Raw genomic sequence first — 22,571 nt, forward strand, 5'->3', positions numbered from 1 at the left:
GGCGGGCAGCGTCACCGGAGGCCGGCCGCCGTGACCGGGGACCGGTCCGGCCCGTCCAGCGCCAACCCGGCGAAGAGGTCGTCCTCCCAGCCGTACGGGCCGTTGCCCGGCCCCTTCTCGCCGACCGCGAGGGTGAAGTATTCGACCCCCATGAACTCGGCGCCGAAGTTGCCGGCGATCGAGTAGAGCCAGGAGTTGGCCGGGATCTGGGTGGCGTGCGCCCGCATCGCCGCCTCCTTGGCGGCGTGCCGGTCGGTGGCGTCGATCCGCGCGGCGATCCCCTCGTCGGGGGTGCCGAAGGGCAGGTCGTCGATGCTCTCGATGCCGGCGAAGGGATTGTCCGACGACTCGGTGAACGCGTCCAGGCCGGCCTCCAGCACGCCGCGCGGCATCGCGGTCCAGTAGACCTTCGCCGGGGCGATGCCCTCGGCGGCGGCCAGTTCCACGCCGCGCATCGCCACCCGGTGCGCCTGGATGTGGTCGGGGTGGCCGTAGAAGCCGTTCGGGTCGTACGTGATCATGACCTGCGGGCGGACCTCGCGGATCACCCGCAGCAGGTGCCCGGCGGCCTCGTCGAGGTCGGCCTGCCAGAACGCCCGGGGGTGTTCGTTGGTGGCCAGCCCCATCATCCCCGAGTCTCGGTAGCGGCCCGCGCCGCCCAGGAAGCGGTGGTCGGTGACGCCGAGCGCGGCGCAGGCGGCCGCCAGCTCGCCGATCCGGTAGCCGCCGAGCTGGTCGGCCTCGGCCGCGGCGAGCTGGGCCAGGGCCGGCACGTGGATCTCGCCCTCCTCGCCCAGCGTGCAGGTCACCAGGGTGACGTGGGCGCCGGTGGCGGCGTAGTGCGCCATGGTCGCGCCGGTGCCGATCGACTCGTCGTCGGGGTGCGCGTGGACCAGCAGCAGGCGGCGGTCGGGCAGCGTCGTCACGCCCGTCACTCTAACCGGCGGTCCTGCCCGCTCGATGCTTACGCGTCCGCCCAGGTCGGCCACATCACGCCCGGCCCGCGCCTACTCTCTACAGGCGTGGACTTTCCCGAGCTGGCCGCCCGCACCCGTCGGTTCAGCCACGGGGCGCCGCGCGCTGTCTCCGTCGCCGACGACGGTTCCCGGGTCATCTTCCTGCGCTCGTCGGGGCCGGAGGACCCCGCCGACGCGCTCTGGCTGCTCGACGTCTCCTCCGGCGAGGAGCACCTGGTCGCCGACCCGGCCGTGCTGCTCGGCACGGACGGCGAGCCGGCCGAGCTGGCGCCGGGCGAGCGGGCGCTGCGCGAGCGGCTGCGGCTCAGCGCCTCGGGCATCGGCTCGTACGCCCTGGACGGCGCCGGCCGGGTGACCGCGTTCGCGCTGGCCGGCCGGTTGTTCCGGGCCGACCTGGTGCACGGCGACGTGGTCGAGGTGGCCGCCGTCGGTCCGGTGATCGACCCGCGTCCCGACCCGACGGGCGCACGGCTGGCCTACGTCACCGACGCCGCCGAGGGGGTACGCCGGGGCCAGCTGCGGGTGGTCGAGCCGGACGGCACGGACAACCTGCTCGCCGGCGAGGACAGCGGGGTGACCTGGGGGCTGGCCGAGCACATCGCGGCCGAGGAGTTCGGCCGGTTCCGCGGCTACTGGTGGGCCCCGGACGGGCGCGCGGTGCTGGCCGCGCGGGTGGACGAGTCCCGGCTGGATCGCTGGTACCTGCACGACCCGGCCGACCCGGCGAGCCCGCCGACCTCCGTCGCGTACCCCCGGGCGGGTGGGCCGAACGCGGAGGTCAGCCTGCACCTGCTGGACCTCGACGGCGGCTGGGTCGACGTGCACTGGGACCGGGAGACCTACCCGTACCTGACCTCGGTCGACTGGGCCGACGGCGGCCCGTTGATCACCGTGCTGCGCCGGTCGCAGCAGCACGGGCTGGTGCTGGCGGTGGACCCCCGCACCGGGGAGACGCAGGTGCACGCGGAGCTGGCCGACCCGCGCTGGGTGGAGCCGATCCCGGGCACCCCGGCGCACCTGCCCGACGGGCGGGTGCTGGTCGGCGGCGAGCTGGCCCACGACGGGTACGACGCCCGCTGCCTGTTCGCCGACGGCACCCTGCTCACCCCGCCCTCGCTCTACGTGCGGCGCGTGGTGGGCCGGCTGCCGGCCGGCCCGAACTCGGCCGCGGACCTGCTGGTCGAGGCGAGCGAGGGCGAGCCGAGCCAGCGCCACCTCTACCGAGTGCGGACGGCGATCGGCGGCGGGGTGGACGCCCGCCGGATGGGCAGCGACCCGGGCTGGCACACCGCCGCGATCGGCGGCAGCACGCTGGCGGTGGGCGTGGCCTCGCTGGAGCACCCGGGCACCCACTGGCGGGTGTGGCACGGCGACCGCGAGGTGGCTGAGCTGGCCTCGCGCGCCGCGACCCCGCCGTACGCGCCGCGGCCGACGCTGGTCCGGGTGACCGACCGGCGGCTGCCGAGCGCGGTGCTCTACCCGGGTGAGCACGTGAAGGGCACGAAGCTGCCGGTGCTGCTGGACATCTACGGCGGCCCGGGCCACCAGGAGGTGATCGCCGCCCGCGGGGTCTGGCTGGAACGGCAGTGGTGGGCCGAGCAGGGCTTCGCGGTGGTGACGATCGACAACCGGGGCACCCCGGGCATCGCCCCGTCCTTCGAGAAGGCGATCCACCGGCGGATGGCCGACGTGATCCTGAGTGACCAGGTGGACGCGCTGACCGCGCTCGCCGGCAAGCACCCGGACCTGGACCTGGAGCGGGTGGCGGTGCGCGGCTGGTCGTTCGGCGGCTGGCTGGCCGGGTTGGCGGTGCTGCGCCACCCCGAGCTGTTCCGGTGCGCGATCGTCGGCGCGCCGGTCACCGACTGGACGCTGTACGACACCGCGTACACCGAGCGCTACCTGGGGATGCCGGACGACGGGATGGACGTCTACGCCCACCACTCGCTGGTCGAGCTGGCCGCCGAGCCGGTCGGCGACCCGGCGCAGGCCCGCCCGATGCTGCTGGTGCACGGCCTGGTCGACGACAACGTGCTGGCCGCGCACACGCTGCGGCTCTCGGCGGCGCTGCTGACCGCCGGCCGGCCGCACGCCGTGCTGCCGCTCACCGGGGCCAGCCACATGACCGCCGGCGGGCTGGCCGAGCGGCTGCTCCGGCTGGAGCTGGACTTCCTCCGCCGGCACCTGTGACACGCGAGGGCCCCGGTCGGAATCCGACCGGGGCCCCTGCGCTGTCAGGCCGTCACTGCTTGACGTAGGCGTTCACGAAGCTGGGCCAGCCGAAGATGCTGCCGATGAAGAGGCCGCCGGCCTTCTCGCCGTGCGCGACGGAGACGACCTCGTTGTACAGCGGCACCGCCGGCGCCGACTCCTTCATGAGCCGCTCGTCCAGCTTGCTCCACTCGTCGGCCTGCTTGGCCGGGTCGAGCGCGAGCACCCGGTCGAACTCGGCGTTGAGGGCATCGTTGTTCACCTGCGAGGTGTTGCTGTTGCCCTCGGCCTTGATGTTGCGGCCGTCGAAGAGCACCGGCAGGATCGACGCCCCGCTCGGCCAGTCCGCCGCCCACGAGTCGACCCAGATGTCCCACGGGTTGCCCTTCTTCTTCACGAAGTCGAGGTAACCGTCCTCGGGGATCGGCTTGATGGTGACGGTGAAGCCGGCCTTCTCCAGGGCGGTCTTGACCTGGGTGGCGGTCTCCTGCGACGGGGTGTCGTCGGAGGTGCCGAGCACCAGGTTCACCGCCTTGCCGGCGAGCAGTTCCTTCGCCTTCTCCGGGTTGCCGCTCTCGCCGGCCGGGTACGCGTCGAACTGCTTGTAGCCGAGCGTGGTGGGCGGCAGCAGGGTGGTCAGCGGCACGGCGCCGTAGGGGCCGCCGAGGTTCTTGGTGATGCTGCTGCGGTCGATCGCGTAGTTGATCGCCTGCCGCACGGAAAGGTCGGTGACCCGCGTCGTGTTGATGCTCAGCCGGTAGGCGTTCGGCGTGGCCGCGACGATCATCCGCTCCTTGAGCTTCGCGTCGCCGGTGACCTTGGCGATCAGCTCCGACGGCACGCCGCCGGTGGCCACGGCCGCGGCGTCGTTGCCCGTGCCGGCGAGCACCCGGTTGGTCTGGGTGGCGTTGTCCGCGCCGAACGACCAGATGAACTTGTCCGGGTACGCGTGCCGCACCGGGTCGGTCGCCGGGTCCCAGTTCTCGTTGCGCTCCAGCACCATCTCCACGCCGGGCTGGTGCTTGGTGATCTTGTAGGGCCCGGACGAGAACGGCTGGTTGTCCAGGTTGACGCCGGTGTCCTTGTCCGCCGGCAGCGGCGCGGTCGCCGGCAGCGAGACGGCGAACGGCAGGTCACAGCGCGGCTTGTTGAACTCGAAGCGCAGCGTCTGCGCGTCCGGGGTGCTCAGGCCCGGCGGCAGCGAGGTCTTGTTGGCCTTGAAGTTCCACTTGGTGTCGTACTGCGGGCTGTCGACCAGCCACTCCTGCAGGTAGGTCGGGCCACCGGTCAGGTCGGGGTCGAACGAGCGGGCGATGCCGTACGCGACCTCCTTGGAGGTGATCGGGCGGCCGTCCTCGAACTTCACCCCCTGCTTGAGCTTGAATTCCCAGACCTTGCAGTCGTTGTTGACGTTCTTGCCGGGGGTCTCGGCCAGGTCGCCGACCAGGGTCACGTTGCCCTTGCCGTCGTCCTTGAACGTGGTGAGGAAGCGGGCGTAGAGCTGGCTCCCCATCAGGCCGGCGAACGAATAGACCCGCTGCGGGTCCAGGTGGGAGATCTTGTTCTCGCGCAGGATGTAGAAGGTCCCGCCCTTGGCCGCGCCGGGCACCTCTGCCGCCGGGCCGAGCGAGTCCTTGGGGTCGGTCGCGATGGCGCCGGTGCGGGGCTTGTTGGTGTCCACGCTGTCGCCGTTGTCGCCGGTGTTCTTGCTGCATGCACTGAGCGCAACGACCAGTGCCATCGCACCGCCCATGGCGGTGGCGAGTCTTGCTCGCATACTCACTCCTCCGGGTCCGATGAAGGAAAGCTTCGCGCAGCTTTCATCCGCGGTAAATTTCGAGCAGATAACGAATCCACTGCGACACGCGAGGTCAGCCGAGGCGTACCCGCGGATCGATGAACGCGTAGAGCAGGTCGACCACGATGTTCGCGACGACCACGAAGAGCGCGGAGATCAGCACGGTGGCCATGATGGTCGGCAGGTCGCCCTGGCGGACCGCCTCCACGGCGGTACGCCCCATCCCCTGGATGCCGAAGGTCGTCTCGGTGATGACCGTGCCGCCGAGTGCCGCGCCCACGTCCAGACCGGCGATCGTCACGATCGGCGTGATCGCCGCCCGGAGCGCGTGCCGGCCGTAGACCTTCCGTTTCGCCATGCCCTTGGCCCGGGCGGTCCGGACGAAGTCCTCGGAGAGCGTCTCCAGCATCTGCGCCCGGGACAGCCGGGCGTAGATCGCGGAGAAGAGCAGCGCCAGGGTCACCCATGCCAGGACCAGCCCGCGCGCCCACTCCACCGGGTTGTCGAGGAAGGGCACGTACCGCGGCGTCGGCAGGATCCTGAACGAGTACACGAAGATCAGCAACAGCAGGGCGCCGACGAAGTAGAGCTGCAACGAGGCGAAGGTGAGCGTGAGCCCGATCGAGACGCGGTCGAGCAGGGAGCCCCGCCGCAGCGCCGATATCATCCCGAGCCCCACCCCGAGAGCGAGCCAGAGCACCGCCGCGGGAAGCACGATGTTCATGGTCACCGGCAGCACCCGGGCGAAGGTGTCGCTGACCGCCTCGCTGTTGACGTACGAGTAGCCGAGGCAGGGCGCCTCGCACTCGCCGCCCTGCGCGCTGCCCAGGTCGCGGCCGACGAAGATGCCCTTCATGTAGTTGGCGTACTGCGTCGGCTTCGGGTCGTTCAGGCCGAGCTCCGTCCGCACCCGCTCCAGGCGTTCGGCGTTGCAGTTCTTCGGGCACATGCCGGTGACCGGGTCGCGGGGCAGGGCGAAGAACATGAGGAAGCTGACGATGCTCACCGCGAGCAGCACCGAGACCGCCAGCAGGATCCGCTTCAGCAGGAACCGCACCATGGCGCCGAACCCCTTACCGTGACGACTTCGGATCGAGCGCGTCGCGCAGCGCGTCGCCGAAGAGGTTGAACGCCAGCACGAGCGCGAAGATGGTGATGCCCGGGAAGAAGACGTACGCCGGGTCGGTCTGCAGGTAGTCGATGCTGCGGTAGATCATCCGGCCGAAGCTGGGCACCGACTCGGGCAGCCCGACGCCCAGGAAGGACAGCGCCGCCTCACCGGTCACGTACGACGGCACCGCGAGCGAGAACGCGACCAGGATCGGTGCCCAGATGTTCGGCAGCAGCTGCCGGAAGAGCATGTGGCCGAGCCCGGCGCCACTGGCTCGGGCCGCCTCGACGAACTCCCGCTCGCGCAGCGACACCACCTGCCCGCGCACGAGCCGCGCCGTACCGGTCCAGCCGAACGCGGCGAACACCACGATCAACGTGGTCACCGCGAACCAGGTCGGCACCGCGTCCCGGGGGCCGTAGAACCGCAGCGAGAACGTCGGGACCACGGCCAGCGCGAAGATGAGGAACGGCATCGCCAGGGCGACGTCGGTGACCCACATGATCACCGAGTCGACCACGCCGCCCAGGTAGCCGGCCACGATGCCGAGCACCACGCCGATCGTCGTGGTGACGATCGCGGCGCCGAGCGCGATCAGCAGCGAGGTGCGGATGCCGTAGATCATCCGGATGAAGATGTCTCGGCCCAGCCCGGGTTCGAGCCCGAACCAGTGGTCGCCGCTGACCCCGCCCACGTAGCCGAGCGGCATGCCGGTGGAGTCCAGCAGGTTACCGAACTGCTGGCTCGGCGACATTCCGTAGAGCCGCTGGAGGAGCGGCGCCGCCAGTGCCGCGACGATGAACAGGGCCAGCACGATGCCGCTGACCAGGGCCGTGCGGTCCCGGCGCAGCCGGCTCCAGACCAGTTGGCCGGGCGAGCGCCCGACGAGCCCCTTCTCCTCGGGGTCCGCACCGGTGGACTCGATCTCGGCAAGCGCCACGCCCTCGACCGGGGACAGGCTCATTTCGACACCTCCTCGGCGGTCGCGGCGACCGGTCCGGCGCTCTGGTTGAGCGTTCCCGTCTCCGGGAAATGGCAGGCGGTGGCCTGGTTGCCGCCGTCCCGGCTGACCAGCGCCGGTTCCTCGGTGGCGCACCGCTCCTGCGCTTTCCAGCAGCGGGTGCGGAAGCGGCAGCCCGAGGGCGGGTTGAGCGGGGTCGGCACGTCGCCGGTGAGGCGGATGCGTCCGGCGGGGCCGAGGGTGGTGACGTCGGGGATGGCCGACAGCAGGGCCCGGGTGTACGGGTGCTGCGGTCGAAGGTAGATGTCGTCGCGGTCGCCGATCTCGACGATCTTGCCGAGGTACATGACGGCGACGCGGTGGCAGAAGTGCCGGACGACGGCGAGGTCGTGGGCGATGAAGACGAAGGCCAGGTCGAGGTCGCGTTGCAGGTCGCGCAGGAGGTTGATGACCTGGGCCTGGATGGAGACGTCCAGGGCGGAGACGGGTTCGTCGGCGACGATGAGCTTCGGGCGCAGGGCCAGGGCGCGGGCGATGCCGATGCGTTGGCGTTGGCCGCCGGAGAACTCGTGCGGGTAGCGGTTGTAGTGCTCCGGGTTCAGGCCGACCAGTTCCAGGAGTTCCTGGACGCGTTTCTTGGTGCCGCCGGGCGGGTTGATCCGGTTGACCTGCAGAGGCATGGCCACGATCCGGCCGACGGTGTGCCGGGGGTTCAGCGAGGCGTAGGGGTCCTGGAAGATGATCTGCAGGTCCTGCCGCAGGGGCCGCAACTGCGCCCGGCGGGCGTGGGTGATGTCCCGCCCGGCGAACTCGATGGACCCGGCGGTGGGTTCCAGCAGCCGCACCAGCATCCGCCCGGTGGTGGTCTTCCCGCACCCGGACTCCCCGACCAGACCCAGGGTCTCCCCCGGCCGCACATCGAAGTCCAGACCGTCGACCGCCCGCACGGCGCCCTTGGCGCGGAAGCCCTCCCGCACCGGGAAGTGCTTGGTCAGCCCCCGCACGCGCAGCAGCGGCTCGGTCTCGGTGCTCATCGGGCCACTCCCACCTGGGCGATGTCCTGCTGGTAGAGCCGGGTGCGCTCCTCGGCCGGCAGGTGGCAGGCCACCAGGTGTCCGGCCTCCCCGGCCGCCCGCAGCGCGGGCACCTCGGTGCGGGAACGGTCGCCGTTGCGGCCGGCGTAACGGCAGCGGGGGTGGAACGCGCACCCCGACGGCAGATTGATCAACGACGGCGGGTTGCCCTTGATCGGCACCAGGTCCGCGTCGGCGTCACCGTGCAACGACGGCACACTCGACAACAACCCCCACGTGTACGGATGCTGCGGCCGCCGCAACACCTGCTCCACACTGCCGTGCTCGACCGCCCGACCCCCGTACATCACCAGCACGTCATCAGCCACCTGCGACACCACGCCCAGGTCGTGGGTGATCAGGATGATCGCCGACCGGAACTCCGCCTGAAGATCACTGAGCAGATCCAGGATCTGCGCCTGCACCGTCACATCCAACGCCGTCGTCGGCTCGTCGGCGATCAACAGATCCGGATCGTTCACCAGCGCCATCGCGATCATCGCCCGCTGCCGCATACCACCGGAGAACTCGTGCGGATACTGATCGAACCGCTTCCCCGGCTGCGGAATCCCCACCCGACCCAGCATGTCCACCGCCCGGGTGCGGGCTTCCCGCTTCCCGGCCCTGGGGTGGTGCACCCGGTAAGCCTCGGCGATCTGCTTCCCGACCGTGTAGTACGGGTGCAACGCCGACAACGGATCCTGGAAGATCATCGCCATGTCCCGGCCCCGCAGCCGCCGCACCTCCTCCTCCGCCATACCCACCAACTGACGCCCGCCCACCGAGATCTCCCCCGAGATGGTGGCCCGCTTGCTGCTGTGCAAACCGAGGATCGCCAGCGACGTGACGCTTTTGCCCGACCCCGACTCCCCCACGATGCCCAGAGTCCGACCCCGCTCCACGGCGAACGAGACACCGTCGACGGCCTTCACCACGCCGTCCTCGGTGTCGAACCGCACCCGCAGGTCCGTGACCTGGAGATAGGGGCCCTCGCCGGAGCGCTGCTCCGGCACCTCGGGACGGTCCGGCTCCCCGGACGGCACCGACTCCGACCTGCCCATGACCGCCTCCCTCAGTGACGAAGAGAACTTACAACAAACTTCTGGAGGCGAAAATAAGCTACAGAACGCGGCCTGTCAGCGGCCCGAGCGTAACGACTGGGTCTCCGACCTGAACAGCCCTCACCTGGACATTCATGGTTGCGACTGGACCTCGTCGCCTCGTGGTCGCACGTGAGGTGCGACCATGGATGCGGCGACCAAGGAAAGATTCGCGCCGGCACGAGGTGGAGGTGACGATGACCGCGGCGGTGTTCGACCACGACGGCCCGTGGACGGAAGAGGAGTACCTCGCCCTCGGCGAGACGCAGCAACGCGTCGAACTCTTCGACTGGAGCCTTTACGTGACCCCCGGACCCACACCCCTGCATCAGAACATCTCGGGCGAACTACGCGCTGTGCTCCGTCAGCCGGTGCGGGAGGCGGGACTGCGGGTGCTCGAAGCGGTGAACGTCCGCCTGAGGCCCGGTCGCATTCCGATTCCTGACCTGGTCATCACCAACAACGTCGACCTGCGCGTGCTCGTGATCGACGCCAGTGACGTCCACCTGGTCTGCGAGATCATCTCGCCGAGCAACGCCGCTACCGACAAGGTGCTCAAGATGCACTACTACGCGGCGGCCGGGATCGAGTGGTATCTGCTCATCGACCAGGAGACCCTGACCATGCACCTCCACCAGCGGCAGGGCGCGCACTACGTCGAGCGGTCCGTCACGAAGGCGGGCGAGGCACTGGAACTCACCGAGCCGGTCCGCGCCACGATCCGGCCGGAGGAACTGCTCGGCTGACGAGTGTCGGCCGGGTCGCCTAGGGTCGGGCGCATGACCGGATTCGACGCGGCGAGCGCCGCCGTCCAGGCCGCCCTCGACGCGGGAGCCCGGTACGCGGACGCGCGGGTGATGCACCGCCGCTACGAGTCGATGTCGGCCCGCAACGGGGACATCGAGGAGCTCACCCAGGACGAGAGCATCGGGCTCGGCGTCCGCGCGCTGGTCGGGTCGAGTTGGGGCTTCCACGCCGTACCCGAGCTGTCGGACGCCGCGGCCCGCGACGCCGGGCGGCGCGCCGCGGCGATCGCCACCGCGAGCGCGCGGGTCCCCGGCCCGCCGATCGACCTGGTCCCGGTCCGGCCGACGGTGGCGAGCTGGGCCTCGGCGTGCGACGTCGACCCGCTCGGCGTGCCGCTCTCCGACAAGGGCGACCTGCTGGTGCGTGCCACCACGACGATGCGGGAGCACGGGGCCGACCTGGCCGAGGCGCTCTACCAGATCTGGGACACCGCCAAGTGGTTCGTCTCCAGCGAGGGGCACCGCATCGACCAGCGCATCCGGGAGTGCGGCGGCGGCATCTCGGCCACCTCGATCGGCGACGGCGAGACCCAGCGCCGCTCCTACCCGAGCTACCGCGGCCAGTACGGCACCACCGGCTGGGAGCTGGTCACCTCGCTCGACCTGGCCGCGCACGCCGCCCGGATCGCCGAGGAGTCCCGGGAGCTGCTCACCGCCCCCGAGTGCCCGTCCGGCGAGACCGACCTGATCCTCGGCGGCGAGCAGCTCGCCCTCCAGATCCACGAGTCCGTCGGGCACGCCATCGAGCTGGACCGGATCCTCGGCTGGGAGGCCGCCTTCGCCGGCACGTCCTGGCTGGACCTGGCCCGCCTCGGCACGCTGCGCTACGGCTCCGAGCTGATGAACGTCACCATCGACCCGACCATCCCCGGCGCGCTGGGCAGCTTCGGCTTCGACGACGAGGGCTCCCCGGCGGTCAAGCGGGACGCGGTCCGCGAGGGGCGCTGGGTGGGGGTGCTCGCCGGCCGGGACTCGGCCGCCGTCGCCGGCCTGGACTACGGCGGCAGCGTACGGGCGGACGGCTGGGCCCGGCTGCCGATGGTGCGGATGACCAATGTGGGCCTGGAACCGGGCCCGCACACGCTCGACGAGATCATCGCGGCCACCGACGACGGGGTGCTCATGGACCTCAACCGCTCCTGGTCCATCGACGACAAGCGGCTCAACTTCCAGTTCGGCTGCGAGGTCGGCTGGGAGGTGAAGAAGGGCCGCCGGGGGCGGATGCTGCGCAACCCCACCTACACCGGGATCGGGCCGGTCTTCTGGCGCTCGATGGACATGCTCTCCTCCGAGATCGTGCCGTGGGGCACGCCCAACTGCGGCAAGGGGCAGCCCGGCCAGACCGGGCACACGGGCCATCCGGCCGCCCCGGCCCGCTTCCGCAACGTCCGGGTGGGGGTGCGGGCATGAGCGAGCTGGACCTCGCCGGCCAGGTGGGGGAGCTGGTCCGGCGGCTGGCCGGGCCGGACGCCCAGGCCGAGGTGGTGGTGACCCGGACCGACCTCGCGCTGACCCGGTTCGCCAACTCGTTCATCCACCAGAACGTCGCCGAGTCGGGCACCTCGGTCCGGCTCCGGCTGCACGCCGACGGGCGCACGGCCGCGGGCAGCGGCAGTCTGGTCGACCCCGACGGGCTGACCGCCCTGGTCGAGCGGACCCTGACCGCCGCCCGGCTCGGCCCGCCCGACCCGGCCTGGCCGGGGCTCAGCACGCCGGCGCCGGTCCCGTCCGGCGCGGCCGTCGACGAGGCCACCGCGGCCGCCTCGCCCGACGAGCGGGCCGCCCGCGTCCGCGCCTTCGTGGACGCGGTCGAGGGGCTGGAGGCCGCCGGCTACTGCCGGACGGCGTACCGGTCCGGGGCGTTCGCCAACTCGGCCGGGCACTCGGCGGTGGGGCGGGCGGCCGAGGCGGCGATGGACGGCATCGCCCGGACCGGCGGCGCCGACGGGGTGGCCCGGCACTGCGCCGACCGTCTGGCCGACCTCGACGGCGCGGCCCTGGGCGCCCGGGCGGCGGCGAAGGCGCGGGCCGCGGCCGACCCGGTCGAGCTCCCTCCGGGGCGCTACGAGGTGGTGCTCGAACCGGCCGCCGTCGCCGACCTCCTGCAGAACCTCGCCTGGTACGGCTTCAACGGCAAGCGGTACGCCGAGCGGCAGTCCTTCGCCGAGCCGGGCACGGCCCAGTTCGACCCGGTGGTGACCCTGGTGGACGACCCGCTGCACGCCTCCGGGCTGCCGTACGACCTGGAGGGCACGGCCCGGCGGGCGCTGACCCTGGTCGAGGCGGGCACCACCCGGGCGGTGGCGCACGACCGGCGCAGCGGCGCCGAGGCGGGCACCGGGTCCACCGGGCACGGGATGGTCGGCGCGTCGACCTTCGGCCCGCTCCCGCGCAACGTCCGCCTGCTGTCGACCGACGGCCCGGCGGAGGTGGCCGCCGGGCAGCTCAGCGCCGGGGTGACCGGCGCGGTGGCCGACCCGGACACCGCCGCGCTGGTCGCCGGCATGACCCGGGGCCTGCTGGTCAGCGACTTCTGGTACACCCGCGTGCTGGACCCGAAGCAACTGGTCGTCACCGGGCTGACCCGCAACGGCGTCTGGCTGGTGGAGGACGGGGTGCCCACCCGGGCGGTGCGTGACTTCCGGTTCACCGAGTCGTACCCGCGGGCGTTGGGCCCCGGTCGGGTGCTCGGCCTCGGCCGGGCGCCGGTCCGCCAACCGGACCGGGTGGACGGCTTCTGGTGGGAGACGCCGGCGCTGCGGCTGGCGTTTTGGAACTTCACCGGCGGCGCGTCCGGCTGAACACGCCGACCCCAGGCCAATATTGATCATGGTTCGGGTCTTTCCAAGCTGCGGGACACACGGGACACTGCGTTGCGCGGCCGGGCCGCGAAGATCGGCGTAACGTGTGTCACTTAGCTGCGCCGGTCCGCCGGTGCGGTCGTTGGTGTGCGCAAGACGTGGCAGTGGACGCGGTCTCGCCGGTCCGCTGACCGGTACGGAAGGTGTGATCCGCCGCCCCCGTGAGGGCGCCGTCAGGGAGACGACTAATGACATCAACGGCAACGAGGCCGCGGGGAGCGCGCGGGCGCGCCGCGATCGCGGCCAAGACGTTGCGGACCGACCGCTGGTGGTTCGCGCCACTGATCACCGTGGTCGGGCTCAGCGCCTGGGTCATCTACGCGACGGTCCGGGTCTTCATGCACAAGTGGTACTGGGTGGACCAGTACCACTACCTGACGCCGTTCTACTCCCCCTGCGTCACCGAGCGGTGCGTCGAGGGCTCCTCGCACTTCGGCAGCTTCCTGCCGGGCTGGTGGATCATCCCGGACGCGGCGCTGACCCTGCCGTTCCTGCTGCTGTTCCGGCTCACCTGCTACTACTACCGCAAGGCGTACTACCGGTCGTTCTGGCTGTCGCCGCCGGCCTGCGCCGTGCCGGACGGGCACCAGGCGTACGGCGGGGAGACCCGGTTCCCGCTGCTCGGCCAGAATCTGCACCGCTACTTCTTCTACGCCGCCGCCATCATCTCGCTGATCAACACCTACGACGCGATCTACGCGTTCCACTCGCCCAAGGGTTTCGGCTTCGGCCTGGGCAACCTGGTCCTGCTGCTCAACGTGGTGATGCTCTGGGCTTACACCATCTCCTGCCACTCCTGCCGGCACATCATCGGCGGGCGGCTCAAGCACTTCTCCAAGCACCCGCTGCGCTACCGGACGTGGAGCGGCGTGTCCTGGCTGAACGTCCGGCACATGCAGCTCGCCTGGATCACCCTCGGCACCCTGGCGCTGACCGACTTCTACGTCATGGCGGTGGCGGCCGGCTGGTTCAACGACCTGCGGTTCATCAACTGAGAGCCTGGACATGACTGAGACGCGAATCGAACGACACCACTACGACGTCGTCGTGATCGGGGCCGGCGGCGCCGGCCTGCGCGCGGCGATCGAGGCCCGGCTCGCCGGCAAGAAGACCGCGATCATCTCGAAGTCGCTGTTCGGCAAGGCGCACACGGTGATGGCCGAGGGCGGCGCGGCGGCCGCCATGGGCAACGTGAACTCCCGGGACAACTGGCAGGTGCACTTCCGGGACACGATGCGCGGCGGCAAGTTCCTCAACAACTTCCGGATGGCCGAGCTGCACGCGAAGGAGTCGCCGCAGCGGATCTGGGAGCTGGAGACGTACGGGGCGCTCTTCGACCGGACCAAGGACGGCAAGATCTCCCAGCGCAACTTCGGCGGCCACGAGTACCCGCGGCTGGCGCACGTCGGCGACCGCACCGGCCTGGAGCTGATCCGCACCCTGCAGCAGAAGATCGTCTCGCTGCAGCAGGAGGACAAGCGGGAGTTCGGCGACTACGAGGCCCGGATCCGGGTCTTCTCCGAGACCACCATCACGGAGCTGCTGCTCGACAACGACCGGGTCGCGGGCGCGTTCGGCTACTACCGCGAGTCCGGCGAGTTCATCCTCTTCGAGGCCCCGGCCGTGGTCCTCGCGACCGGCGGTGTCGGTCGCTCCTACAAGGTCACCTCGAACTCCTGGGAGTACACCGGGGACGGTCACGCGCTGGCGCTGCGCGCCGGGGCGACGCTGATCAACATGGAGTTCCTGCAGTTCCACCCGACCGGCATGGTCTGGCCGCCTTCGGTGAAGGGCATCCTGGTCACCGAGTCGGTCCGCGGCGACGGCGGGGTGCTGAAGAACTCCGAGGGCAAGCGGTTCATGTTCGACTACGTCCCGGACGTCTTCCGCAAGCAGTACGCGGACAACGAGGCCGAGGCGGACCGCTGGTACAAGGACCCGGACAACAACCGGCGCCCGCCGGAGCTGCTCCCCCGCGATGAGGTCGCCCGCGCCATCAACAGCGAGGTCAAGGCCGGTCGGGGTACGCCGGCCGGCGGCGTCTTCCTGGACATCGCCTCCCGGCTGCCGGCCGAGGAGATCCGCCGCCGGCTGCCCTCGATGTACCACCAGTTCAAGGAACTGGCCGATGTCGACATCACCAAGGAGCCGATGGAGGTCGGCCCGACCTGCCACTACGTGATGGGCGGCGTCGAGGTGGACCCGGACTCCGGGGCGGCGTACGGCACGGTGCGCGGGCTCTTCGCCGCCGGTGAGGTCTCCGGCGGCATGCACGGCTCCAACCGACTCGGCGGCAACTCGCTGTCGGACCTCCTGGTCTTCGGCAAGCGGGCGGGCGGCCACGCCGCCTCGTACGCCGAGCAGCTGACCTCGCGCCCGGCGGTGTCGGTGGCGGCGGTGGAGGCCGCGGTGGAGACGGCGCTGGCCCCGCTCCAGCGGGACACCGGCGAGAGCCCGTACGTCCTCCAGCAGGACCTCCAGGCGGTGATGGGGGATCTGGTCGGCATCATCCGGCGGGAGGGCGAGCTGGTCGAAGCGCTGGCCCGGCTGGCCGAGCTGCGCGAGCGGGTGGCCAAGGTCAGCGCGGCCGGCGGCCGCCGCTACAACCCGGGCTGGCACCTCGCCCTGGATCTGCGCAACATGCTGGTGGTCTCGGAGTGCACCGCGAAGGCCGCCCTGGAGCGGCAGGAGTCGCGCGGCGGCCACACCCGGGAGGACCACCCGGCCATGGACCCGAAGTGGCGGCAGGTGAACCTGGTCTGCTCGCTGGACGGCGACGCGGTCCGGCTGGCCCGCAAGCCGCTGCCGAAGATGCGCGCGGAGCTGATCTCGCTGTTCGACCGGGCCGAGCTGGCCAAGTATCTGACCGATGAGGAACTCGCCGAGTTCGACGCCCTCACCGAGGAGGAGCGCTGAGGAATGGGCACTGATCCGAACCAGGCGACCGGCAAGCCGGGCGCGAAGCGACCCTTCCGCATCTGGCGGGGCGACGAGAGCGGCGGCGAGCTGCGGGACTACACCGTCGAGGTGAACGAGGGCGAGGTCGTCCTCGACGTGATCCACCGGCTCCAGGCCACCGACGCGCCGGATCTGGCGTGCCGGTGGAACTGCAAGGCCGGCAAGTGCGGCTCCTGCTCCATGGAGATCAACGGCAAGCCCCGGCTGAGCTGCATGACCCGGATGTCGACGTTCGAGGAGGGGGAGACCGTCACGGTCACCCCGCTGCGCACCTTCCCGGTCATCCGGGACCTGGTCACCGACGTCTCGTTCAACTACGAGAAGGCGCGGGAGACCCCGGCGTTCGCGCCGCCGGCCGACGTGGCCCCGGGCGACTACCGGATGCAGCAGGTGGACGTCGAGCGCTCGCAGGAGTTCCGCAAGTGCATCGAGTGCTTCCTCTGCCAGAACGTCTGCCACGTGATCCGCGACCACGAGGAGAACAAGCAGGCGTTCTCCGGTCCCCGGTTCTTCATCCGGGCCGCCGAGCTGGACATGCACCCGCTCGACGCGAAGACCGACCGCAAGGAGTACGCGCAGTCCGAGATGGGCCTCGGCTTCTGCAACATCACCAAGTGCTGCACCGAGGTCTGCCCCGAGCACATCAAGATCACCGACAACGGGATCATCCCCATGAAGGAGCGGGTCGTCGACCGCAGGTACGATCCCCTCGTGTGGCTTGGTAGCAAGATCTTCCGGAGGGGTCAGGTGCCTCAGACCAGCGTGACCAGCGGGCATTCGAGCGGTGCCGTGACCGCCAGCGCCGCCCACGGCGGGGTGCATTCGCACGCCGGCGGCTCGCACGACACGGGGGCCGAGCGGCAGGCGCAGCAGGGCGTCAACTGGCACCGCGAGGTGCCGCATCCGACCGCCCCCGCGGTCGACGTCAACGGCAAGCTGCCGCTGACCGAACTGACCTTCGACAGGGCCGCCGCGCCGTCGCCGTTCGGTGACGACGTGACCTTCCCGCTGCCGCCGGAGCACCTGAACTTCGCCCACCCGCAGCAGGACGAGCCGAAGCACTGAGCAGCACGACGACAACGACGACGGGGGCCGCGGCAGATGCCGCCGGCCCCCGTCCCGTTTCCGCCCCCGCGTCCGCTTCCGGTGGTCAGGCCTCGCTGAGCAGCGGGCGCAGGGCGGCGACGATCGGCACGTCGGCCGGCAGCCAGGGAACGGTGTCGAGTTCGGCGGCGGAGAGCCAGCGCAGGTCGGAGTGCTCCAGGGCCTTCGGCCGGTCACCATGGAGCAGGCGGGCCAGATACACCCGGAGGACGGAACGGCCGTGGGCCATCCGCACGTCGCGGCCGAGCCGCGTGCCGATCTCCACGTGGACGCCGAGTTCCTCGGCGCACTCGCGGACCAGCGCGTCTGTCTCGGTCTCCCCCGGCTCCACCTTGCCGCCGGGAAACTCCCAGCGACCGGCCACCTCCGGTGGCGTGGAGCGCTCGCAGGCCAGGACCCTGCCGTCCTCGATGATCGCCGCCCCGACGACCACCCTCGGCTCCCGCCGGTCCTGCCCGTTCCCGCTAACCCGTTCGGTCTGCACGGCCGTCCAGCGTGCCAGATCAATCGGCGGTTTGGGTAGCTGAGTCGACCGTCAGGCCAGCAGAACACGGAAGTGTGGGCGTGGACACACCATCTGTGCGACGACAGACTAGAGGGCGTCGACTGGGACACGGGATGGCGACGATTTGGCCACAAGCCGGCAACGACGCCTGGGAGGTGCGGTGATGCGCGTGCTGTTCAACGGCCGGGCGAAGCACGACTACCTCAGCGACGCGCTCGCCCTGCTGTCCGGATGGACCCGGGAGGGCGAACAGATCCGGCGCACGCTCGTCCTCGACGACACCCAGCACGCCGCGCTCACCGAGCGGGTCGCGGTGGTCGCCGACGCGCTGCGCCTGCGCCCGGAAATCAGCCGCCGGGCCGACCGCACCCACATCAAGGTGGGCCACGGCGACGGCGAGCCGCTCACCGAGGGTGAGGTCCTGCTTGCCGCTCGCATCGAGGACGCGGTCCGGGCGGTCACCGCCTCCTGAGCGGCTTCTTGACAGTGTGCTGAAAGTTTCCGGTTAACAAGTAAATCCGTCGGGGTAGTAAGTCCGACACGGGGTGCCAATGGCCCCCATAGAGGACGAACTACGCGATACCCCGATTGAGGAGCTGACCATGACGACCCCCGCCGCGGCCACGAACCGGGCCACCGACCACGCGCACGTCGACCGCGACGTCCGGCACCTGCACCGGCACGGCGAGGAGACCAAGCCGGCGTGGAAGACCACGGAACTGGCGGTCTACCTGCTCTCCGTGATCGGCGTCCTGATCGCCTCGAACGCCGTCGGCGACGGCGCCGCGGACAACGGTGGCGACTACTTCGCCGCCGACAAGGCCTGGTGGTACATCACCCTGCTGACCGTCGGTTACCTGATCAGCCGCGGCCTGGCCAAGGCCGGCAGCCGCAGCCGCGACCACGACCCGCGCGTCGACTACTGACCCGCTTCTCCGGCAGCCCCGTCCAGCAGGACGGGGCTGCCGCCGTTCGCCGGCCCCCCGGCCGCTGGCGCGCCCCGCCTACCGTCGGGGACATGGCCGATCCGACGTACGACCGCAGGGAACAGTTCCAGCAGATCCAGAGCGGGCTCCTGCCCGGCGAACAGATCATCGCCGTCTACGACGCGATCGGCACGGGCACCGGGTTCATCGGCCTGACCGACCGCCGGGTCATCATCCAGGACCGCTCCTTCGTCGGGAAGCGGCACGCCATCACCAGCATCCCGTACGCGAAGATCACCAGCGTGAGCGTGGTCAGCAACAAGTCATGGGGCGGGTCGTTCTTCTCCACCGGGGCGATCGCCGTCCACGTCGGCACGCACACCTACGAGGTGGAGTTCCGGGGCGCGCAGAAGGCCCACCACGTGCACAACGTCATCCTCCACCACATCTCCTGACCGTGCCGGTCCACCTGACTGCGGCGCTCTACGACGCGGAGAACGCGTGGGGGCGCGACGACGACTTCTTCCTCCGCTTCGTCGGGACGGCGCCGGCCCGGGTCCTCGACCTCGGCTGCGGCACCGGGCGGCTCACCCTGGCCCTGGCCGCCGCCGGCCACCGGGTCACCGGTGTCGACCCGGAGTCGGGGTCGCTCGCCGCGGCCCGGGCCAGGCCCGGCGGCGACCGGGTCACCTGGATCCCGGGCACCGCCGCCGACCTGCCCGACGCGGCGTACGACGTGGCCGTGCTGACCAGCCACGTGGCGCAGGAGATCCGGGACGACGAGGCGTGGGCGGACACCCTCCACCACCTGCGCCGGGCCCTGGTCGACGGCGGGCGGCTGGCGTTCGACTCCCGCGACCCGGCCGCGCGGCGCTGGGAGCGCTGGAACCCCGCCGACTCCCGCCGCCGGCTCACCCTGCCCGACGGCACCGTGGTGGACGCCTGGACGGAACTGACCGCGGTGCGCGACGGCCTGGTCAGCTTCCTGCACCACTACCTGCTGCCCGACGGTACGGAGGTGCACACCCCCGGCACGCTGCGCTTCCGCACCGAGGCGGAACTGCGAGCGGCTCTCGCCGCGGCCGGTTTCACCGTCGACCGGGTGCTCGGCGGCTGGGCCGGGGAGCCGGCCGGCGCGAGTGACGACGGAGAACTGATCGTGCTCGCCCACGCGGCGCGGTGACCCCGGATGGCGAGGACGGCCGTCAGCGCCGGTACGCCAGCTTGAAGTCGAGCGCCCAGTCGGCGCCGTCGGCGGACCGTTCCCAGCGGCCGTCGATCGCGGCGCCGTCCTCGCGCAGGTCCCCGGTGAACCGCTGGTGGAAGCCGGGCGCCTCCCGCCACATCCGCCAGACGCCGTCGGCGAACGTCATCCGGTAGACCCGGTGCACGCCGCGGGCGTCGGCGTAGAGCACGGTGAACTCCTCCCCCGCGTCGTCCAGGCCGATGAGCTGGGTGGTGGGAAGCGGGTTGTTCTCGCGCCACGCCCGCGGCGCCGTCTCCGGCACCGGCTCCGCGTCGCTGAACTGGCGGAGGAACCTGCCCTCCTCCACCCAGGTGAACTCCGTCCAGCCGGCGCCGAGGCCCTCGACCTCCGGCTGCACGGTCCACCGCCCGACGAGCACGTCGAGCCGCGCGAGCGCGGGATGCCGCTCCCCCATGTCGTCCTCCTCCTGCTCCTGGGAACCGGTGCTCGCCGCCGCCTGACAGAATCGCCCGCATGCGGGGGCGATTCGCGCGTGTCAAGGGATGGTGCACCAGCCGCAGACCGACCGTACGCTGGATCCGCCGTGCCCTGGTGGTGGTCGTCGCGGGCGCGGCGCTGCTGGCCGCCGGCACCGCGGCCAGCGTGGTGTGGGTCCGCGGCGGCGCCGAGGGACACCTGTTCACCGAGGCCGACGTGCCGGAGGCGCCGGTCGCCCTGGTCCTGGGCACCAAGGTGGAGGCCGACGGCGCCCCGTCGCCGTTCCTCACCGCCCGGCTGGAGATCGCGCAGCGGCTCTTCGCCGCGGGCAAGGTCCGGGTCATCCTGGTCTCCGGCGACCACATGAACTACGACTACGACGAGCCCGACACGATGCGGCGCTGGCTGGTCGACCGGGGCGTGCCGGCGGAGAAGGTGGTGCTGGACCACGCCGGCTTCGACACCTACGACTCCTGCGCGCGGGCCCGTCGCATCTTCGGTGTGGAGCGGGCGACCGTGGTGACCCAGTCCTTCCACCTGCCCCGCGCCGTGGCGGTCTGCCGGCACCTCGGCGTGGCGGCCAACGGCGTGGGTGACGACACCGCCCGCCGGTACGCGGACCGGTGGCGGATCAGCGCCACCCGGGAGTACGGCGCCTGCGTGAAGGCCGCGGTGGACGTGTTCTCCGGTCGCGATCCCGTGCACCTGGGCCGCCGGGAGACCGGAGTGGACGACGCCCTGCGCGCGGGGTGACGTTGGCCGGCGGTCGGGCCGCGGCGTGGTGAAGCTGGCGTGACAGGGCCGAGCAGTGGTCGCCCACGGGCCGGCGCTATCGTCGCCGGGTGCCCGAGCTGATCGCGCCCACCGTCCGGCTGCACGCCGCCTGGCTGGCGGCGCACGCCGAGTGGGGTCCCGGCCAACACGAGGACGGTTTCGGCCTGCGCCCCGCCGACGAGGTGGTCTCCCCCACCGGCTTCGCGACCTGGGTGGCCCGGTTGGCCGACGAGCGGACCCCGGATCCGGGCGAGGTGCGGTGCACGTACCGGTGGATCGTCGAGGATGACCGGGTGCTCGGCGGGATCGCGCTGCGGCACGACCTGGACGATTTCCTCCTGCGGGTCGGCGGCCAGATCGGATACGGCATCCGGCCGTCGGCCCGGCGTCGGGGCCTGGCCACCTGGGCCCTGGGCCGGATGCTCGACGAGGCACGCGGGCTCGGCCTGGACCGGGTGCTGGTGACCTGCGCGGACGGGAACGTCGCCTCGGCGCGGACCATCGAGCGCCAGGGTGGCGTCCTCGAGGACGTCCGGGACACCGAACTGGGCCGCGCCCGGCGTTACTGGATCACGCTCTAGGCGCTGTGCGCGCGCCCCCACCCGGGGTGGGAGTCCTGGTACATTCGCGCTTCGCCGCGACCGAAAGAGGAACTGCGCATGACCGGCACGGGGGCCGAATCTGGCGCAGGACCGGCGATGGACCCGGTGCCGGGCACCGGACCAGCCGATCCTTCCGCGCATCATCCACTCGGGCAGTCGCCGCCGGGCTACGGCTCGCCGCCGTACCCGCCGCCCGCGGCGGAACAGCCGTCCGCGCCGCCGCCGATGGTGGCGCCGTTCGGGTCGCAGCCGCCGGTGGGCTGGTCGCCGCCACCCGGCCCGCGCAACCGCACCGTCGTCGTCGCCGCCGTGATCGTGGGCGTGGTGCTGCTGGTGGGCTGCCTCGGCCTTACCGGCGGGGTGCTCCTTCTGCGCTCCGCGACGAACACCGCATCCGGACCGGTGCGGGAGGCGCCCCTGCCCGTCGCGACCGACCCCAGCCCCGCCGCGACGGCCGAGCCCGACGTCAGCGAAGACCCGGTGCAACAGGGGCCGCAGGCCAGCGCGTACCCGGCGGAGGAAATCTCCGACCTTAACCGGGTGTGCGACGACGACATCTACTACCCGCAGTCGCCGAAACGGGCCGGCAAGGCGCCGCACCCGCTGGTGCTGCTCCTCGACGACGGCTCGGGCCTGCGCTACCAGGACGGCACCTACTACTTCTCCCAGGGCCTGTCGAAGAAGGTGGAGCAGACCTGGGCGCCGGAGGAACCCACCAAGGTGCAGATGGTCGCCTGCCTGGACCGGGTCAGCACCGGCACGACGATCCGCCGCTGCAAGTACGACGACCCGAAGCCGCTGACGTTGACGTTGCTGCGGGCGGGCTGGCGCCTCCGGGTCTACGAGGTGTCGACCGGCCGGAAGCTGCTCGACAAGGCCATGACCGGCGACGACCAGGCGTGCCCGTATGTCGTCCTGGCCGGCCCGGACAAGAAGATCTACGCCAAGGTCAGCGACCGCGCCGCCGTCGCCGCGCTCCGCAAGCTCGTCAACGGATCGGCCTGAGCCGGCCGGTCCGCGCTACGGCCTGAATGGGACCGTCGGCGGGGGCGCGACGGCAGGCGCAGGCTATGCCCCGCGGGCCTCCAGCGCGTCCGGGTCGCGCCCCGCGTGGACGCGT

Annotated in this window: 22 protein-coding genes; 14 read left to right on the forward strand and 8 right to left on the reverse strand. The window is 71.5% G+C overall.

Features of this window, described 5'->3' with window-relative positions; all coding sequences use genetic code 11:
• Window positions 1-11: 11 nt before the first annotated feature.
• Complete coding sequence (mshB, locus tag AC0OLQ_RS31410; RefSeq protein WP_484529187.1) at window positions 12-935, reverse strand: N-acetyl-1-D-myo-inositol-2-amino-2-deoxy-alpha-D-glucopyranoside deacetylase; 924 nt, start codon at window positions 933-935, stop codon at window positions 12-14.
• Window positions 936-1,022: 87 nt separating this feature from the next.
• On the opposite strand from mshB, the gene AC0OLQ_RS31415 reads away from it, so the two are divergent.
• Window positions 1,023-3,167 (forward strand): S9 family peptidase, encoded by a 2,145-nt coding sequence (locus AC0OLQ_RS31415; RefSeq protein WP_484529188.1) that lies wholly within the window; start codon window positions 1,023-1,025, stop codon window positions 3,165-3,167.
• A gap of 52 nt (window positions 3,168-3,219) precedes the next feature.
• Here the strand turns inward: AC0OLQ_RS31415 and AC0OLQ_RS31420 are convergent, their stop codons facing one another.
• From AC0OLQ_RS31420 to AC0OLQ_RS31440, 5 genes are all read right to left on the reverse strand, one after another.
• Window positions 3,220-4,965, reverse strand: a complete 1,746-nt coding sequence (locus AC0OLQ_RS31420) for an ABC transporter substrate-binding protein (protein WP_484529189.1) — start codon at window positions 4,963-4,965, stop codon at window positions 3,220-3,222.
• A gap of 94 nt (window positions 4,966-5,059) precedes the next feature.
• Window positions 5,060-6,046, reverse strand: a complete 987-nt coding sequence (locus tag AC0OLQ_RS31425; protein WP_357339001.1) for an ABC transporter permease — start codon at window positions 6,044-6,046, stop codon at window positions 5,060-5,062.
• Window positions 6,047-6,059: 13 nt separating this feature from the next.
• The gene (locus tag AC0OLQ_RS31430) at window positions 6,060-7,061 is read right to left on the reverse strand and encodes an ABC transporter permease (protein ID WP_357338999.1); all 1,002 of its coding nucleotides are present in this window, start codon (window positions 7,059-7,061) and stop codon (window positions 6,060-6,062) included.
• On the reverse strand, window positions 7,058-8,092 hold the full coding sequence (locus tag AC0OLQ_RS31435) for an ABC transporter ATP-binding protein (RefSeq protein ID WP_484529190.1): 1,035 nt from the start codon (window positions 8,090-8,092) through the stop codon (window positions 7,058-7,060). Before AC0OLQ_RS31435 ends, AC0OLQ_RS31430 begins: the two co-directional genes overlap by 4 nt.
• Entirely contained in the window at window positions 8,089-9,192 is a 1,104-nt protein-coding gene (locus AC0OLQ_RS31440; RefSeq protein ID WP_484529191.1) for an ABC transporter ATP-binding protein, read from the reverse strand. The genes AC0OLQ_RS31435 and AC0OLQ_RS31440 overlap by 4 nt, the downstream gene beginning before the upstream one ends.
• 236 nt (window positions 9,193-9,428) lie before the next feature.
• Here AC0OLQ_RS31440 and AC0OLQ_RS31445 point away from each other — a divergent pair, with 236 nt between their 5' ends.
• From AC0OLQ_RS31445 to AC0OLQ_RS31470, 6 genes are all read left to right on the forward strand, one after another.
• Window positions 9,429-9,977 carry a Uma2 family endonuclease gene (locus AC0OLQ_RS31445; RefSeq protein WP_357342920.1) on the forward strand — a complete coding sequence of 183 codons (549 nt, stop codon included), beginning with the start codon at window positions 9,429-9,431 and terminating at the stop codon, window positions 9,975-9,977.
• 33 nt (window positions 9,978-10,010) lie between these two features.
• On the forward strand, window positions 10,011-11,447 hold the full coding sequence (locus AC0OLQ_RS31450; protein ID WP_484529192.1) for a TldD/PmbA family protein: 1,437 nt from the start codon (window positions 10,011-10,013) through the stop codon (window positions 11,445-11,447).
• The gene (locus AC0OLQ_RS31455; protein ID WP_484529193.1) at window positions 11,444-12,838 is read left to right on the forward strand and encodes a TldD/PmbA family protein; all 1,395 of its coding nucleotides are present in this window, start codon (window positions 11,444-11,446) and stop codon (window positions 12,836-12,838) included. The genes AC0OLQ_RS31450 and AC0OLQ_RS31455 overlap by 4 nt, the downstream gene beginning before the upstream one ends.
• A gap of 248 nt (window positions 12,839-13,086) precedes the next feature.
• Entirely contained in the window at window positions 13,087-13,893 is an 807-nt protein-coding gene (locus tag AC0OLQ_RS31460) for a hypothetical protein (RefSeq protein WP_484529194.1), read from the forward strand.
• Between the two features lie 10 nt (window positions 13,894-13,903).
• A complete protein-coding gene (locus AC0OLQ_RS31465; protein ID WP_484529195.1) occupies window positions 13,904-15,814 on the forward strand; it encodes a fumarate reductase/succinate dehydrogenase flavoprotein subunit in 1,911 nt (636 codons plus the stop codon).
• A 3-nt stretch (window positions 15,815-15,817) separates the two neighbouring features.
• The gene (locus AC0OLQ_RS31470) at window positions 15,818-16,921 is read left to right on the forward strand and encodes a succinate dehydrogenase/fumarate reductase iron-sulfur subunit (protein WP_484529196.1); all 1,104 of its coding nucleotides are present in this window, start codon (window positions 15,818-15,820) and stop codon (window positions 16,919-16,921) included.
• 85 nt (window positions 16,922-17,006) lie between these two features.
• On the opposite strand, the gene AC0OLQ_RS31475 is transcribed toward AC0OLQ_RS31470, so the two are convergent.
• On the reverse strand, window positions 17,007-17,444 hold the full coding sequence (locus tag AC0OLQ_RS31475) for a (deoxy)nucleoside triphosphate pyrophosphohydrolase (protein ID WP_484529197.1): 438 nt from the start codon (window positions 17,442-17,444) through the stop codon (window positions 17,007-17,009).
• A gap of 184 nt (window positions 17,445-17,628) precedes the next feature.
• Here AC0OLQ_RS31475 and AC0OLQ_RS31480 point away from each other — a divergent pair, with 184 nt between their 5' ends.
• The 4 genes from AC0OLQ_RS31480 to AC0OLQ_RS31495 all read left to right on the forward strand — a co-directional run bounded on the left by AC0OLQ_RS31480 (window position 17,629) and on the right by AC0OLQ_RS31495 (window position 19,574).
• Entirely contained in the window at window positions 17,629-17,937 is a 309-nt protein-coding gene (locus AC0OLQ_RS31480; RefSeq protein WP_189195554.1) for a 4a-hydroxytetrahydrobiopterin dehydratase, read from the forward strand.
• A gap of 130 nt (window positions 17,938-18,067) precedes the next feature.
• Entirely contained in the window at window positions 18,068-18,391 is a 324-nt protein-coding gene (locus tag AC0OLQ_RS31485; protein WP_484529198.1) for a hypothetical protein, read from the forward strand.
• A 92-nt stretch (window positions 18,392-18,483) separates the two neighbouring features.
• Entirely contained in the window at window positions 18,484-18,846 is a 363-nt protein-coding gene (locus AC0OLQ_RS31490) for a PH domain-containing protein (RefSeq protein WP_357275802.1), read from the forward strand.
• Window positions 18,847-18,848: 2 nt separating this feature from the next.
• A complete protein-coding gene (locus tag AC0OLQ_RS31495; protein WP_484529199.1) occupies window positions 18,849-19,574 on the forward strand; it encodes a class I SAM-dependent methyltransferase in 726 nt (241 codons plus the stop codon).
• A 22-nt stretch (window positions 19,575-19,596) separates the two neighbouring features.
• Here AC0OLQ_RS31495 and AC0OLQ_RS31500 read toward each other — a convergent pair whose 3' ends face one another.
• On the reverse strand, window positions 19,597-20,052 hold the full coding sequence (locus AC0OLQ_RS31500) for a hypothetical protein (RefSeq protein WP_484529200.1): 456 nt from the start codon (window positions 20,050-20,052) through the stop codon (window positions 19,597-19,599).
• Between the two features lie 59 nt (window positions 20,053-20,111).
• Here AC0OLQ_RS31500 and AC0OLQ_RS31505 point away from each other — a divergent pair, with 59 nt between their 5' ends.
• From AC0OLQ_RS31505 to AC0OLQ_RS31515, 3 genes are all read left to right on the forward strand, one after another.
• On the forward strand, window positions 20,112-20,828 hold the full coding sequence (locus AC0OLQ_RS31505) for a SanA/YdcF family protein (protein WP_484529201.1): 717 nt from the start codon (window positions 20,112-20,114) through the stop codon (window positions 20,826-20,828).
• A gap of 89 nt (window positions 20,829-20,917) precedes the next feature.
• Entirely contained in the window at window positions 20,918-21,430 is a 513-nt protein-coding gene (locus AC0OLQ_RS31510; RefSeq protein WP_484529202.1) for a GNAT family N-acetyltransferase, read from the forward strand.
• A 117-nt stretch (window positions 21,431-21,547) separates the two neighbouring features.
• Window positions 21,548-22,456, forward strand: a complete 909-nt coding sequence (locus AC0OLQ_RS31515) for a hypothetical protein (protein ID WP_484529203.1) — start codon at window positions 21,548-21,550, stop codon at window positions 22,454-22,456.
• Window positions 22,457-22,571 lie beyond the last annotated feature (115 nt).

The sequence above is a fragment of the Micromonospora sp. Utrum1 genome (genome assembly GCF_057197805.1).